The organism is Rhodococcus sp. OS5 (assembly GCF_056837585.1).
The window spans coordinates 3,961,411-3,975,639 of sequence record NZ_CM166368.1; the positions used below are offsets into that span (position 1 = coordinate 3,961,411).

14 protein-coding genes are annotated in these 14,229 nt (G+C 63.0%); 5 read left to right on the plus strand and 9 right to left on the minus strand.

Features of this window, described 5'->3' with window-relative positions:
• Positions 1-4 precede the first annotated feature (4 nt).
• From ACVZUB_RS18465 to ACVZUB_RS18475, 3 genes are all read left to right on the plus strand, one after another.
• A complete protein-coding gene (locus ACVZUB_RS18465) occupies positions 5-760 on the plus strand; it encodes a sirohydrochlorin chelatase (RefSeq protein ID WP_054782398.1) in 756 nt (251 codons plus the stop codon).
• Positions 761-854: 94 nt separating this feature from the next.
• Positions 855-1,631 (plus strand): DUF998 domain-containing protein, encoded by a 777-nt coding sequence (locus tag ACVZUB_RS18470; RefSeq protein WP_030536614.1) that lies wholly within the window; start codon positions 855-857, stop codon positions 1,629-1,631.
• A gap of 55 nt (positions 1,632-1,686) precedes the next feature.
• Entirely contained in the window at positions 1,687-2,583 is an 897-nt protein-coding gene (locus ACVZUB_RS18475; protein WP_064689230.1) for a universal stress protein, read from the plus strand.
• Between the two features lie 125 nt (positions 2,584-2,708).
• Here the strand turns inward: ACVZUB_RS18475 and ACVZUB_RS18480 are convergent, their stop codons facing one another.
• The 6 genes from ACVZUB_RS18480 to ACVZUB_RS18505 form a co-directional block, all read right to left on the minus strand.
• Positions 2,709-3,758 (minus strand): sulfate/molybdate ABC transporter ATP-binding protein, encoded by a 1,050-nt coding sequence (locus ACVZUB_RS18480; protein ID WP_081558036.1) that lies wholly within the window; start codon positions 3,756-3,758, stop codon positions 2,709-2,711.
• Complete coding sequence (gene cysW, locus ACVZUB_RS18485; protein ID WP_003944503.1) at positions 3,755-4,561, minus strand: sulfate ABC transporter permease subunit CysW; 807 nt, start codon at positions 4,559-4,561, stop codon at positions 3,755-3,757. The genes ACVZUB_RS18480 and cysW overlap by 4 nt, the downstream gene beginning before the upstream one ends.
• Entirely contained in the window at positions 4,558-5,406 is an 849-nt protein-coding gene (gene cysT / locus ACVZUB_RS18490; RefSeq protein ID WP_030536617.1) for a sulfate ABC transporter permease subunit CysT, read from the minus strand. Before cysT ends, cysW begins: the two co-directional genes overlap by 4 nt.
• A gap of 7 nt (positions 5,407-5,413) precedes the next feature.
• Positions 5,414-6,445 carry a sulfate ABC transporter substrate-binding protein gene (locus ACVZUB_RS18495; protein ID WP_003944569.1) on the minus strand — a complete coding sequence of 344 codons (1,032 nt, stop codon included), beginning with the start codon at positions 6,443-6,445 and terminating at the stop codon, positions 5,414-5,416.
• A gap of 196 nt (positions 6,446-6,641) precedes the next feature.
• A complete protein-coding gene (locus ACVZUB_RS18500; protein WP_309599318.1) occupies positions 6,642-6,731 on the minus strand; it encodes an Ms4533A family Cys-rich leader peptide in 90 nt (29 codons plus the stop codon).
• A 123-nt stretch (positions 6,732-6,854) separates the two neighbouring features.
• The gene (locus ACVZUB_RS18505; protein WP_003944489.1) at positions 6,855-7,061 is read right to left on the minus strand and encodes a hypothetical protein; all 207 of its coding nucleotides are present in this window, start codon (positions 7,059-7,061) and stop codon (positions 6,855-6,857) included.
• An 82-nt stretch (positions 7,062-7,143) separates the two neighbouring features.
• On the opposite strand from ACVZUB_RS18505, the gene ACVZUB_RS18510 reads away from it, so the two are divergent.
• Both ACVZUB_RS18510 and ACVZUB_RS18515 read left to right on the plus strand, forming a co-directional pair.
• Entirely contained in the window at positions 7,144-9,102 is a 1,959-nt protein-coding gene (locus tag ACVZUB_RS18510; protein ID WP_063316226.1) for a glycoside hydrolase family 15 protein, read from the plus strand.
• A gap of 169 nt (positions 9,103-9,271) precedes the next feature.
• Positions 9,272-10,279, plus strand: a complete 1,008-nt coding sequence (locus ACVZUB_RS18515) for an IS481 family transposase (RefSeq protein ID WP_482627628.1) — start codon at positions 9,272-9,274, stop codon at positions 10,277-10,279.
• Here ACVZUB_RS18515 and ACVZUB_RS18520 read toward each other — a convergent pair.
• The 3 genes from ACVZUB_RS18520 to lepA form a co-directional block, all read right to left on the minus strand.
• Positions 10,276-11,256 carry an ABC transporter substrate-binding protein gene (locus tag ACVZUB_RS18520; protein WP_207624322.1) on the minus strand — a complete coding sequence of 327 codons (981 nt, stop codon included), beginning with the start codon at positions 11,254-11,256 and terminating at the stop codon, positions 10,276-10,278. The two genes, ACVZUB_RS18515 and ACVZUB_RS18520, sit on opposite strands and share 4 nt — an antisense overlap.
• Before the next feature lie 80 nt (positions 11,257-11,336).
• A complete protein-coding gene (locus tag ACVZUB_RS18525) occupies positions 11,337-12,266 on the minus strand; it encodes an NAD(P)H-dependent flavin oxidoreductase (protein ID WP_030536619.1) in 930 nt (309 codons plus the stop codon).
• A gap of 6 nt (positions 12,267-12,272) precedes the next feature.
• Positions 12,273-14,165, minus strand: coding sequence for a translation elongation factor 4 (lepA, locus tag ACVZUB_RS18530; RefSeq protein ID WP_003944564.1), 1,893 nt, complete (start codon positions 14,163-14,165; stop codon positions 12,273-12,275).
• Positions 14,166-14,229: the final 64 nt, after the last annotated feature.

The following is a 14,229-nucleotide window of genomic DNA, read 5'->3' on the forward strand; positions in this document are numbered from 1 at the left end:
GTCGATGGTTCCGCTCATCGCTGTTGCGCACGGCAGCCGTGACCCCCGTTCTGCTCGGGTGATCGCGGCTGCTGTGGCAGCTCTTCGTGAAGTCCGGCCAGACCTCGATGTCCGGCTGGCGTTCCTCGACCTCAATGCACCGTCCATCGATCAGGTCCTGGACGGAGTTGCACACGACGGCCACACTCACGCCGTTGTTGTTCCGATGCTGCTGGGCAATGCCTTCCACGCCCGGGTAGATCTGCCCGGACTCTTGGCCGCTGCCGCGACACGCCACCCCCAGTTGACCGTGTTCCAAGCAGACGTGCTGGGTCGCGATGCTCGGCTGATCGAGGCAGTACGCGAGCGAATTCTCGAAGTGGGTGCCCGGCCGGACGATCCGTCGGTCGGTGTCGCTCTTGCGGCAGTCGGCTCGTCCGACGCGCGCGCCAATGCCGCGACCGCAGAATTGGCGTCCACTCTCCTCGGCGGAACCAACTGGTCGGGCGTTCGAATCTGTTTCGCGACATCCGCGGAACCGACAGTTACCCAGGCGATCTCCGCACTCGAGCAGGACGGCGCCGAACGTGTTGTCGTCGCGCCGTGGTTCTTGGCTCCCGGCCTACTGACCGATCGACTCAGCGCTGCCGCAGCAACTGCATGTCCGCGCGCGCGTTTCGCCGACACGATCGGTGGGCACTCTCTACTGATCGAAACGATGATCGACCGTTACCGACAAGTCGCTGATGCACTACCCGGCCGTCTGGTCCGCTCCGCCTGATTCGGTTTCACAGGCCGTTATCAGATTGTTACCGTAGTGTTGGATCTGTCCAGCTCGCGAAGGTACCTCCTTCGCCTGCGAAACAGATCTTTGGGTGCAATCCCCTCAGAGCGCCGCGAGAGGGAACACCATCACTCACAATCTTCGCCTCGGCACAGCCGGCATCGCATGGGTCCTGTCGGTGCTCTACCTGCTTGTCGAAATCTTCACAGCCGGAGCATGGAAGACGCCGTACAGCTTCGCGCGCGACTCCATCAGTTCGCTGGGCGTGACGACATGCAGCGTGGATTCATGTTCGCCGATGCACGACGTGATGAACGCGGCCTTCATGATCCTCGGTGCGCTCACCATCCTCGGTGCGGCCTTGCTGCACAAGTACATTCCGGACGGTCGTGCGAAGAAGTGGATTCTCGGTCTTGCCGTCGTCGTTGCATTGAGCACCGCGGCCACCGGCCTCTTCCCGGCGAACGACGGGACCTTCGTTCATTGGACCGCCGTACTTCCCGGCTTCGTCGCACGTCATGCCGTTCTCGTCCTCATGGCAATTCAATTCTGGAAGCACAGCAAATGGATCGCAGTGTGGTCAGGGCTGTGCGCGGCTACCGGAATCGTCGGTGCCGTACTGCTTCTCGGACGAACCCTCACTTTCGGCCTTGGTGAACGCCTGACGCTGTACCCGCTGCCTATGTGGATGGCCGTCACCGGCGTCGCGGCCCTGCTCGCGTTGATGCGCCGAACCGTGTTGAAGAACGTGGAACTGACACTGTCCGGTAACGGATTCATCACCGCTCTGTTGTCGTTGCGCCCGCGTCGATCTCGCGCGGCAGTGCCCACCGACGTTCTCGCACCACGGGAGCTGACCGGTTTGTAGCGAACCGGGGGTGAGCAGGGACACACTGGTAAGGAGGCGACGCGAGGAGACTTCCATGACCAGTGCATCTGTTCGACACGGAATCGTGGCCGGTATCGACGGCTCGGCAAGCGCGGTCAACGCCGCGAGGTGGGCAGCTTCGGCTGCAAAGAGATTCGACGAACCACTTCGCCTGACCCACGTGCTGCCAGGACAACCCGAGTCCGGTGGCGGTACCAACGTCACCGACGAAGAGATGTTCGACCACCACCTTCGCGTCGAGGGTGCAAAACTGCTCGACGAGGCCGAGGACGCCATCCGCGATGATCACACCGACGTCACCGTCGAACGTGGCCTCGTGACCGGTACTCCCGCAACCACACTCGTCGAACTCTCGAAGTCGGCTCGCATCGTTGCACTGGGTCAGGCCGGTACCAGCGAAATGCAGTCCGTGTTTCTCGGATCCGACACCATTCGGGTGGTCAACCGTGCGCACTGTCCCGTGGCCGTATTCCGCGGTACGGGTGATCACGCGATGGCCGACACCAGGCCCGTCGTCGTCGGCGTCGACGGGAGCAAGCTCAGCGAACTCGCCGTCGCGCATGCCTTCGAATTTGCCGCGTTCCTCGGCGCACCTTTGGTTGCGGTCCACACGTGGAACGAGCACGCCTCGCTGGGCGGGTACTCCGAAGCCAGGCGCTTCGTCGACTGGGGACCGTACGAACAGCATGAGCATGCACTGCTGTCCGAGTGCCTCGCCGGCTGGACGGAGAAGTACCCCGATGTCGAAGTCACCCGCAGTGTCCAGCGCAGCGGACCGATGAAGGCACTGCTCGAGCACTCGGCGGAAGCGCAACTCGTAGTCGTCGGTAGCCACGGCCGCAGCCCGTTCATGGCGTCGATAGTCGGATCGACCAGTCAGAGCCTCATCCACCACGCCCAGTGCCCGGTCCTCGTCTGCCGAGAGGGCTGAACTCGTCTCGCTGTTGCCCGACCACCTGCTCTGAGCGAACGGCACTTTCGGCGCCATCAGGAGGCCGAAAGTGCCGTTCGCTCAAACAGGAGTGGGGGTACAACAGGTCAAACAGGGCGAGCGGGTCATACCTGGCCGACCACGCTCACCGTGACCGGCTCCTGCACCGGCGTCGACACCGGGTTCTCCGGCAGATCCGGCACCCGGGTAGCACGCGCGTACACCGTCTCCCCCGCCTCGAGGTGCAGCGCTGCACTGTCACCGCGCGTGACCTGAGCCGAGAAGAGCTCGCCGGTTGCCTCGTTGCGCAGGTCCACTCGAACCTCGAAGCCGAGATACACGACGCGCTCGACTGTTGCGCGTGTGACGCCGAGCGACTCGGCCGTTCCGGATTCCTGCGCGAGAGCCATGCTCGGATCCCGGCCGAGACGGATGTCATGCGGACGGACCAACTGCCCGTTGAGCTTCGCGACGGATCCGAGGAAGGACATCACGAAGTCGTTGGACGGGCGGTCGTACAAGTCGGCAGGTTCACCGATCTGCTCGATCCGCCCCTTGTTCAGCACCGCGATGCGGTCGGCGACGTCGAGAGCCTCTTCCTGGTCGTGGGTGACCAGGACGGTGGTGACGTGCACCTCGTCGTGCAGGCGACGCAACCACGTGCGCAGGTCGGCACGCACCTTCGCGTCGAGCGCGCCGAAGGGCTCGTCGAGCAGGAGCACCTGCGGATCCACAGCCAGAGCGCGTGCCAACGCCATGCGCTGACGCTGACCGCCGGAGAGCTGCGCGGGGTACCGATGCTGAAAGCCGTCGAGACCGACGATCCCCAGTAGTTCGTTGACCTTCTTCTCGATCTCCGGCTTCGGGCGCTTGCGGATCTTGAGCCCGAACGCCACGTTGTCCCGCACCGTCATGTGCTTGAACGCCGCGTAGTGCTGGAACACGAAACCGATGTCACGCTTCTGCGGCGACACGCCGGTGACGTCCTTGCCTGCGATGGTGATGGTTCCCGAATCGAGTTCTTCGAGCCCTGCGATCGAACGCAGCAACGTCGACTTTCCCGAGCCACTGGGCCCGAGCAATGCCGTCAACGAACCCGAGGGAATGTTGACCGTCACGTCGTCGAGCGCCGCGAAATCACCGTAGTTCTTGCGGGCCCCGGTCACTGTGATCATGTGGTGCTCCTCTTACGGTCCAGCAGCGTCATCAGCAACAGGACAATGATGGCGATGCCCATCAGCAGCGTTGCCGCCGAATACGCACCAAAGGTGTTGTGGTCGTCGATGTATCGCGAGTGCACCAGCAATGTCAGTGTCTGGGATACCCCCGGGAAGCCGGAAGAGACCATGATGACTGCGCCGAATTCACCGAGCGAACGCGCCACCGTCAACACGATTCCGTACGTCAGGCCCCAACGGATCGCGGGCAAGGTGATCCGCCAGAACGTCTGCCAGCCCGAGGCACCGAGCGTCGCGGCTGCTTGTTCCTGCTCGTCGCCGATCTCGTGAAGTACGGGTTCGACTTCCCGGACGACGAAGGGCAGCGTCACGAAAATCGTCGCGATCACCATGCCTGGCAACCCGAAGATGACTTTGAACCCCAACGATTCGATGCCGCCGAACCAACCGTTGGCACCCCACAGGAGAATCAACGACACACCGACGACGACGGGCGAGACCGCGAAGGGCAGGTCGACCACCGACTGCAGAACTCCGCGGCCCGGGAACCGACCACGCACGAGTGCCAGAGCGGTGACCACACCGAACACGACGTTGATCGGGACCACGATCGCCACGATGATCAGCGAAAGATTCAACGCGGAGATCGCTGCCGGTGTCGTGATCGATTCGAGAAACGGGCCGATTCCGTTCTCGAACGTTCGAGTCAGGATCACACCGATCGGCACGACCAACAACACGAACAGGTAGACGAGAGCGATGGTCCGTAGACCGATCTTCGATCCTCTGGACACGTTCATCGGGAACTCTCCTCACGTCGCTGTCCCCGCGATGCGAAGATTCGCAGGACGAACAGCGTCACGAATGCGATGGCCAGCAACGCTACCGAGACGGCAGCGGCGTTGGTCGGACGATCGATCTCGATCTGCTGCTGAATGTACTGCGACGTCATCTGTGTCACGCGTGGGATGTTGCCGCCGATCAGAACGACCGAGCCGTATTCACCGATCGCTCTGGCGAACGCGAGGCCCGCACCGGAGATGACGGCAGGCGCCAACGTCGGGAGAACAACCGAGCGAAAGATCGTCCAGTTGGAAGCTCCCAACGACGCGGCGGCTTCCTCGACTTCGCGGTCGACCTCCATCAGCACCGGCTGCACGGAACGGACGACGAACGGCAAGGTCACGAAGGCCAATGCCACGATCAGTCCGGGCTGGGTTGCATTGAGATGGATGTCGATCGGTGACTGCGGGCCGTAGAGGGACAGCAGCACGATCGATGCCACGATGGTCGGTAGCGCGAACGGCAGATCGATCATCGAGTTGACGATGCGCTTGCCCGGGAAGTCGTCCCGGACCAGCACCCACGCGATGATCGTGCCCATCACGACGTTGATCAATGCCACGATCACCGAGACCAACAACGTCACGCGCAACGACGCCAAGGCGACGGGTGCGGTGACGGCGTCCCAGAATCCGGAGATCCCCTCGTCGAACGCGGTGGCGGTCAACGCGGCGAGCGGAAGCAGAACGATCACGGAGAGCCACAGAGTGGCCACTCCGATTCCGAGCGGCCCCACACTCCCCGTGACCCGCGCGAGTTTTCGCCGACGAGCCACGGGGGTGGGGTCAATAGTGTCAGTCACGTCAGTCTTACTTGGTCGCGTTGTCGTAGATCACTGCGATCGAACCGGTGTCCTTGGTGAACAGAGCACTGTCAACGGCCTTCCAGCCGCCGAGGTCTGCAATGGTCCACAGCTTGGTCGGCTCGGGGAACTTGTCCGTGAACTTGGCAGCGACGGCGGGATCAACGGGACGGAATCCTGCTTCGGCCCAGAGCGTCTGACCCTCGGTCGTGTACAGGTAGTCCTTGAACGCGGTCGCCTTGTCGAGGACCTTGCTGTTCGAGATCACGGCAACGGGGTTCTCGATCTTGAAGGTCGTGGGCGGGGTGACGTGCTCGACCGGGTCGCCGTTGCCTTCGATGAACAGTGCCTCGTTCTCGTAACTGATCAGAACGTCACCGCTACCCTGCAGGAAGGCTTCCGAAGCCTCGCGTCCCGACTTGGGCTGGATCTTGACGTGGTCGTTGACCAAGGCGGTGACGTAGTCGAGACCCGCCTGCGGGTTCTTGCCACCGTCGCTCTTGGCGGCGTACGGCGCCAAGAGGTTCCACTTGGCCGAGCCGGAGCTGAACGGGTTCGGCGTGACGACCTCGAGGCCGGGCTGAAGCAGGTCGTCCCAGTCCTTGATGCCCTTCGGGTTGCCCGGACGCGTCACGATGGTGACTACCGATCCGAACGGAATTCCGTTGTAGGCGTCCTGGTTCCAGTTCTGATCTACCAGACCGGCATCGACCAGACGGGTGATGTCGGGCTCGACGGAGAAGTTGACGAAGTCTGCCTCGGCACCGTCCTTCACCTTGCGCGACTGGTCGCCCGAGGCGCCGTAGGAAGGATTGAAGTTGACGTTCTTGCCCTCGTCGGTCGCCTGGAAGGCTGCGGTGAGCTTGTCGAAGCCAGGCTTCGGCACGGCGTAGGCGAACAGGTTGATCGTGCCGGCGCTACCGTCGCTGGCGGCGCTGTCACCACCCACGGTGTCGCTCGAGCCACCACTGCACGCTGTGAGTACCACGGCCCCCATGGTCGCGATAGCAGTGAGAAGTGTGCGGGAACGGCGTTTCATTGCAGATACCTTCCTGAAAGGACTGACAAACGAGGGTTGGTCAAACGACAAGTCCGAGACCTCTGGGGCTGATTCCATCGGGATGTTCAGACATGGAGAGCCGACGGGCGATGAGCCCTGAATCGGGGGCGCGAGTTACGCGCAGAGAAGTTCGAGTGGGGTGCGCAGCACCACCGGAGAGGTCGAACTCAGGAAATCAACAACAGGCGACGTCAGCGACGTCGAGCATGCCGACAGCAATCAACGCCAACTGGTGGCGGATTACGGGAGCTGTTGCTTCGGACACGCGGTGGACTTTAGCAGAGCACCGGCGCCCGCTCTAATCGGGAGAACTAACGGGTGAGAAGCCACGCGACGATCACGAGGAGAATCAGGGCTATCAGGGCGAGAGTGACCCGTGAGCGGGGCATCAGCTTTCCTCTACTTCTCGAGAATTCCTACGCAACCAGCCGAAGAGCGGCAGAGCGAGAACGGCGGCCAACGCGCGATCCAGACCGATGGCCACCAGGCGGCACAGCGGAACGACGACGATCAGGACCAACGCGACCTGCGGGATGAACGGGAGCCCCGCCATCCACAGCTCGAAGCTGTCCCACCAATCCGCAATCCGATCCACGCCAACACCCTATCCTTCGGACGATACGGTCCCGACAGCGTGTGGATTGGACGTGTGCCGATTCTGGCCGGATGATGGCCGAATGAGTGCTGACGACGAAGTGGTGCAGACGATTCCTCCCGCCTCCACGGGTCACCATCGAAGCAACTTTCCCCCGATCGACGACTATGCGTTTCTTTCCGATTGCGAAACCTCGTGCCTGATTGCCCGTAACGGATCTGTCGAGTGGATGTGCGTTCCACGCCCGGACTCCCCCAGCGTGTTCGGTGCCATCCTCGACCGCAGCGCAGGCCATTTCCGTATCGGCCCCTACGGCCAGAACGTGCCGGCCGCTCGGCGCTATCTGCCGGGTGGACTCATTCTCGAGACCACCTGGCAGACCGAGACCGGCTGGCTCGTCGTCCGCGACGCCCTGGTTCTCGGTCCCTGGCACAACGTCGACAAGCGATCGAACACGCACAAGCGCACACCGACCGACTGGGATGCCGAACACACCCTTCTCCGTACGGTCAAATGCGTCAGCGGCACCGTCGAACTCGAGATGAGCTGTGAGCCCGCGTTCGACTATCACCGTGGCACGGCGAATTGGGAGTACACCGGAAAGGTCTACGAGGAAGCAACGGCAACGTGTCGCTCCGCCAAGCCCGGAGACCATCCCACTCTGCGCTTGACCACCGACCTACGACTGGGTCTGGAAGGTCGTGAAGCACGAGCGCGGACGCGACTGGTCGAAGGCGACAACGTGTACGTCGCGCTCTCGTGGTCGGATCTTCCCGCGCCGCAGACGTTCGACGAGGCCGCCGACAAGATGTGGCAGACGTCCAAGTCCTGGCGTGAGTGGGTGACGATCGGCAAGTTCCCCGATCACCCGTGGCGCGGATACCTACAGCGCAGTGCGCTCACACTCAAGGGGCTCACCTACGCACCGACCGGAGCCCTACTCGCGGCTTCGACGACCTCGCTACCGGAAACACCAGGCGGAGAACGCAACTGGGACTATCGCTACGCGTGGGTTCGCGATTCCACCTTCGCACTGTGGGGCCTCTACACGCTCGGGTTGGACCGTGAGGCCAACGACTTCTTCAACTTCATCTACGACGTGTCGAGTTCGGACAACGGTCAGCCACATCCCTTGCAGGTGATGTACGGCATCGGCGGCGAGCGCACGCTCGAGGAATCCGAACTCAACCATCTGTCCGGCTACGACGGCGCCCGTCCGGTGCGTATCGGCAACGGGGCGTTCGATCAACAGCAGCACGACATCTGGGGCACCATGCTCGACTCGGTGTACCTCCACATCCGTACCCGCGAGCGCGTCCCCGAGGCGTTGTGGCCGCTACTCAAGAAGCAGGTCGAGGAAGCGATCAAGCATTGGCGCCAGCCCGACCGCGGGATCTGGGAGGTGCGCGGTGAACCGCAGCACTTCACGTCGTCGAAGATCATGTGCTGGGTCGCTCTCGATCGCGGCGCCAAGCTGGCAGAGATGCAGGGCGAGAAGAGCTTTGCACAGCAATGGACGGCCATCGCCGACGACATCAAGGCCGACATCCTCGCGCACGGTGTCGACTCGCGCGGAGTTCTGACACAGCGGTACGGCCACGATTCACTCGACGCGTCGCTCTTGTTGGCACCGCTGCTGCGCTTCCTGCCGGCCGACGATCCGCGCATCCGGGCAACGGTGCTGGCGATCGCCGACGAGCTCACCGAAGAGGGGTTGGTCCTGCGCTATCGCGTCGACACCACCGACGACGGATTGAGCGGAGAGGAGGGCACGTTCACCATCTGTTCCTTCTGGTTGGTGTCCGCCCTCGTCGAGATCGGCGAACTGGATCGCGCAAAGCATCTCTGTGAGCGCCTGCTCGGGTTCGCGAGCCCGCTCAAGCTGTACGCGGAGGAGATCGACGCGCACACCGGTCGCCATCTGGGTAATTTCCCGCAGGCGTTCACACACCTGGCGCTGATCAACGCCGTGGTCCATGTGATCCGCGCCGAGGAAGCTGCCGAAGCCGGAGCTTTCCAGCCCGCACACAACGCGACCTAAACCCCTGCTGTGCGCCTTTATTAACCGCCCGCGGTTAATAAAGGCGCACAGCAGGTCTAGCTGTTGTGGGTATGGACGTTGCTGACGCTGGATTGAAGTAGACGGGCTGGCCCTTCGCGGCAGGATGGAAGTTGCGAAACAGACCATCAACAGCAAAGGGACCAGCCCTGTGACACACCGTAATGCTCCGCTGACTGTCGAGGGAAGACGACGACTCGTCGAGCGGTGCCAGAGTCGTCCGATCACCCACGTCGCCGCCGAGATGGGCATCTCCCGACAATGCGCCTCCAAATGGGTCAACCGGTACCGAAAATACGGTGACCTGGGATTACAGGATCGATCCAGCACACCACACCATCAACCGGCCGCCACGGCGGCAGGGCTTGTGGCCGAGATCGAAGCGATGCGGCGAACCCGGAAATGGTCGGCCGCGCGCATCACGTTCGAACTCCGAATGGATGGAACGGTCATCGCACGCCGGACAGTCACGAAAATTCTGCGGAACCTGGGATTGCACCGTCGCCGGTTCATCGACCCGAACGGCGAGAACAATCGCAAACCGCAGGTCATCGTCGCGAAACGACCAGGCCAGATGGTGCACGTCGACGTCAAGAAAGTCGGCCGAATCCCGGACGGTGGTGGTTGGCGCGTTCACGGCCGCGGCTCCGCACAGGCCAAACAATCCCAGCGACGCAAGGCGCGAGCGAAGCAACCCCGGATCGGTTACACATACCTGCATTCCGCGATCGACGGCAACACCCGTTTGGCATACACCGAGGCACGCGATAACGAAACCGCCGCAACAGCCATCGATTTCATGAACAACGCCCGACACTTCTTCGCTGCACATGGCATCACCCGTATCGAACGGGTGATCACCGACAACGGATCATGCTATCGCGCAGCAGATTTCACCGCTTCACTCCGCGAGGCTCGGCATTACCGGATCAGGCCGTACACACCGAAACACAACGGGAAGGTCGAACGCTACAACCGCATCCTCGCCGAAGAACTGCTGTACTCCCGTGAGTACATCAGCGAAGCCCAGCGGCGCATTGCCGTCGAGGTATGGAACGTTCACTATAATTATCACCGACCGCATTCAGCACGCGGAGGACGACCGCCCGCCGCTTACCGCCGGCACCGCGTCACCAACGTCCGTTCCTCCTACATCTAGCCGGCCACCGCTTCGAGCTGCGGCGTGATCGATTCGAGCGAGTACTTCAGCGACAGCGACGACGGAGTGTTCAGGCCGGCAACAGTCGGATAGTCGACGATGGCCAATCCGCCACCCTTGACTGCAGGCAGGTCGGCAAACCCCGGCAGCTTCATCATGTCGTCGAGCGACCCGCCGTTGGGCAGCAGCACCACGACGTCGGCGCTGAGAGCGTCGACCCGTTCCGGGCTGAGTATCAGCCGGCCACCGGTCACACCGGCCTCGTCGACCAGCTTGGGCGGCAACGACATTCCCAGACGCGTGAACAGTCCCGAAGCACCGTCCTTGGGATCAGCGACGATCACCAACTGCGACGTCGGGAAGACGTACTGCGACAAAAGAGCGGTCTTACCCTTCAGCCCCGGCAACCGCTGTGCGAGCGCATCGATCTGCCCGTTTGTCGCCTCGACGATCTCGTCGGCTCGCGACTCCTTGTCGAGAACCCGGCCGAGAATCTCCACCTGGTCCTGCCACGGATCGACCTGGACGTCGGACAGACCGGCAATTGTCGGAGCGATCTTGCTCAACTGGTCGAAATCGTCCTGATCGGCGACGGAGAACCCGCCGAGAATCAGATCGGGATCCAAGGCTGCAATTTCTTCAGCTTTGAGCGGGACACCGAACTGCTGGATCGCCGAGCGATCGAGTTCCTTCGCCGACGCGTCCACGCCACTCTCCCACGGGAACAGACCACGCTCGTCGCCCATCGGGCCGGCAGCCAGGTACCCCACCGGCTGGATTCCGAGTTCGAGCAGAGCGTCGAGCCACTGGGTGTCGGCCGCGACGATGCGCGTCGGCGTCCCGGTGATCGTGGTGGCGCCGAACTTGTGGTCGATCGTGGTGACCCGACCGCCCGCGATCTCGTCGGCGTCCGAGGACGAACATCCGCTGATACCTACGACCAGCGCTCCCAAGAGAGCCACCGCCGAAAACTTCATCGCACGCACGAAAATACTCCTCCACTAGTTAGCAGAGGCTTACCTTCTCATATGGGACCCGGTTGTGTCCGACCTTGCTTTCAGGCGAAACGAGAGAGCAGACGCTCCGCATCGGCGCCGATGCGTCGAACCACGTCGCCGGCCGGATGGGTTCCGTGTACGAGTCCGACAGCTTCTCCGGCGTAGACGACTCCGCTGTGGGGATCCGACGGGTCGTACGCCTTTGCCAGCATTTCCTCATCGGCGTCGACTCCGTGCCAGGCGGCAGTGAACTCGTTGGCCACCGCGCGGCCACCCCACCGCTGCGGCCACGGTTGACTGCGCGCTCGGTCGAACACCGAGGTGTAAATCGTGTCGGCACTTCCGGCTTCGACGACGCGGTCGCGGGCATAGTCCGGCCCGACCGTCTCCGGGCTGGCGAGCAGCGCCGTTCCGATCATCACGCCTTCCCCGCCGGCTGCCAGGACTGCGGCCAAACCGCGGCCGGTCCCGATTCCGCCGGCCGCCAGTACTGGAAGTGATGTCGTTTCGAGGATCTCCTGCAGCAGCGGCAAGGTTCCGATTCGGCCCGTGTGACCGCCTGCCTCACCGCCTTGCGCGATCACGCCGTCGACACCCGCGGCCTCGACAATGCGAAGGTCTTCGAGCGTATTGATCTGTGACACAACGGGAATGCCCGCATCGTGGATTCGTCCGACATACGAGGCGGGATCACCGAACGACAAGGTGATCATGGTCGGCTCGACGGCAATCGCGGCGTCGAGCATCAACTCGTTCTCGGGCAGCGACCACGTCATCAGGCCGACGCCGAACTTTCCGCCGATCGAGCGGGCCACTTCAGCTTCGGCCTCGATCCACTCCGGTGTGTTGTACCGAGCCGCGCCGAGCAGACCCAACCCGCCGGCCGCCGATACAGCTCCGGCGAGCGCGCCGCCCGCGCGGCCACCCATGGGCGCCCCGAGAACCGGGATTTCGATTCCGAACTCTCGGGACAACCAGGTGGTGACCATGCGCTCCTACTTCTTGGGCTTCTCGCCGACCGATTCCGACGTCAGGGCCGCCACGAATGCTTCCTGCGGCACCTCGACGCGACCGATGGTCTTCATGCGCTTCTTGCCTTCCTTCTGCTTCTCGAGCAGCTTGCGCTTACGGCTGATGTCGCCGCCGTAGCACTTGGCGAGAACGTCCTTGCGGATTGCGCGAATGTTCTCGCGCGAGATGATCTTCGCGCCGATCGCGGCCTGGATCGGAACCTCGAACTGCTGGCGAGGAATCAGCTCACGAAGCTTCGACGTCATGCGTCCGCCGTAAGCGCCGGCGTTGGAACGGTGCACGATCGAGGAGAACGCGTCGACGGCCTCGCCCTGCAGCAGGATGTCGACCTTCACCAGATCGGCCTGCTGCTCACCGGCCTCCTCGTAATCGAGGCTGGCATAACCCTTGGTGCGGGACTTGAGGGCGTCGAAGAAGTCGAACATGATCTCGCCCATGGGCAGTTCGTAGCGCAGTTCGACGCGAGTCTCGGAGAGGTAGTCCATGCCGCCGAGCTCACCGCGACGGGACTGGCACAGCTCCATGATGGCGCCGACGTACTCACTCGGGGCGATGACGGTGCATTTGGCGACGGGCTCGTAGACCTCGCGAACCTTGCCTTCCGGCCAGTACGACGGGTTGGTGACGATGACCTCGGCCCCGTCCTCCATCACGACGCGGTAGACGACGTTGGGCGCGGTGGAAATCAGTTCGAGGCCGAACTCACGCTCGAGGCGGTCGCGGGTGATCTCCATGTGGAGCAGGCCGAGGAAGCCGCAGCGGAAGCCGAATCCGAGGGCAACCGACGTCTCGGGTTCATACGCCAGGGCCGCGTCGTTGAGACGGAGCTTGTCGAGGGCATCGCGCAGCACGGGGTAGTCCGAGCCGTCCATCGGGTAGAGGCCCGAGTAGACCATCGGCTTGGGATCGCGGTAGCCGACCAGCGGTTCGGTCGCGCCGTTGCGGGTGGTGGTGACGGTGTCACCGACGCGCGACTGACGGACGTCCTTCACACCGGTGATGAGGTAGCCCACCTCGCCGACGCCCAGACCGATACTGGCCTTCGGCTCGGGGGAAATGATGCCGACCTCGAGCAGTTCGTGTGTAGTGCCCGTGGACATCATCGTGATCTTCTCGCGGGGACGGATCCGACCGTCGACCACACGCACGTAAGTGACCACGCCGCGGTAGGCGTCGTAGACGGAGTCGAAGATCATCGCGCGGGCGGGACCGTCAGCATCGCCGACAGGCGCAGGTACCTGCTTGATCACCTCGTCGAGCAGTTCCTTGACGCCCATACCGGTCTTACCCGAGACGCGCAGGACATCACCGGGCTCGCAGCCCGTGATGTGCGCGATCTCTTCGGCATAGCGGTCGGGATCCGCGGCCGGGAGGTCGATCTTGTTGAGGACGGGAATGATCTTGAGATCCTTCTCCATCGCCAGGTAGAGGTTCGCCAGCGTCTGAGCTTCGATGCCCTGAGCAGCGTCGACCAGCAGAATTGCGCCCTCGCATGCTTCGAGCGCACGGGAGACCTCGTACGTGAAGTCGACGTGGCCGGGTGTGTCGATGAGGTGGAGGACGAACTCTTCGCCGTCGACGGTCCAGGGCAGACGAACGTTCTGAGCCTTGATGGTGATGCCGCGTTCACGCTCGATGTCCATACGGTCCAGGTACTGCGCACGCATCGCCCGCTCTTCGACCACACCGGTGAGCTGAAGCATGCGATCTGCCAGCGTCGACTTACCGTGGTCGATGTGCGCGATGATGCAGAAGTTCCGGATCTGCGCAGGATCCGTGAACGTCTTGTCGGCGAAGCTGCTGATGGGAGACCCCTTAGTCGGACCGGCACCGGCCCGGATCCGGGCCACTGTCAACCCTCAGGATATCCAAGTCTCGGCGCCGCCGTACCAGGGGTTCCCACGGGTGGGTGATTATGCT

Coding starts and splice junctions, on each gene's coding strand:
- ACVZUB_RS18475 (WP_064689230.1), top strand. CDS start 1,687: ATGACCAGTGCATCTGTTCGACACGGAATCGTGGCCGGTATCGACGGC.
- cysW (WP_003944503.1), bottom strand. CDS start 4,561: ATGAACGTGTCCAGAGGATCGAAGATCGGTCTACGGACCATCGCTCTC.
- ACVZUB_RS18465 (WP_054782398.1), top strand. CDS start 5: ATGGTTCCGCTCATCGCTGTTGCGCACGGCAGCCGTGACCCCCGTTCT.
- ACVZUB_RS18525 (WP_030536619.1), bottom strand. CDS start 12,266: ATGGTCACCACCTGGTTGTCCCGAGAGTTCGGAATCGAAATCCCGGTT.
- ACVZUB_RS18495 (WP_003944569.1), bottom strand. CDS start 6,445: ATGAAACGCCGTTCCCGCACACTTCTCACTGCTATCGCGACCATGGGG.
- ACVZUB_RS18520 (WP_207624322.1), bottom strand. CDS start 11,256: ATGAAGTTTTCGGCGGTGGCTCTCTTGGGAGCGCTGGTCGTAGGTATC.
- ACVZUB_RS18510 (WP_063316226.1), top strand. CDS start 7,144: ATGAGTGCTGACGACGAAGTGGTGCAGACGATTCCTCCCGCCTCCACG.
- ACVZUB_RS18480 (WP_081558036.1), bottom strand. CDS start 3,758: ATGATCACAGTGACCGGGGCCCGCAAGAACTACGGTGATTTCGCGGCG.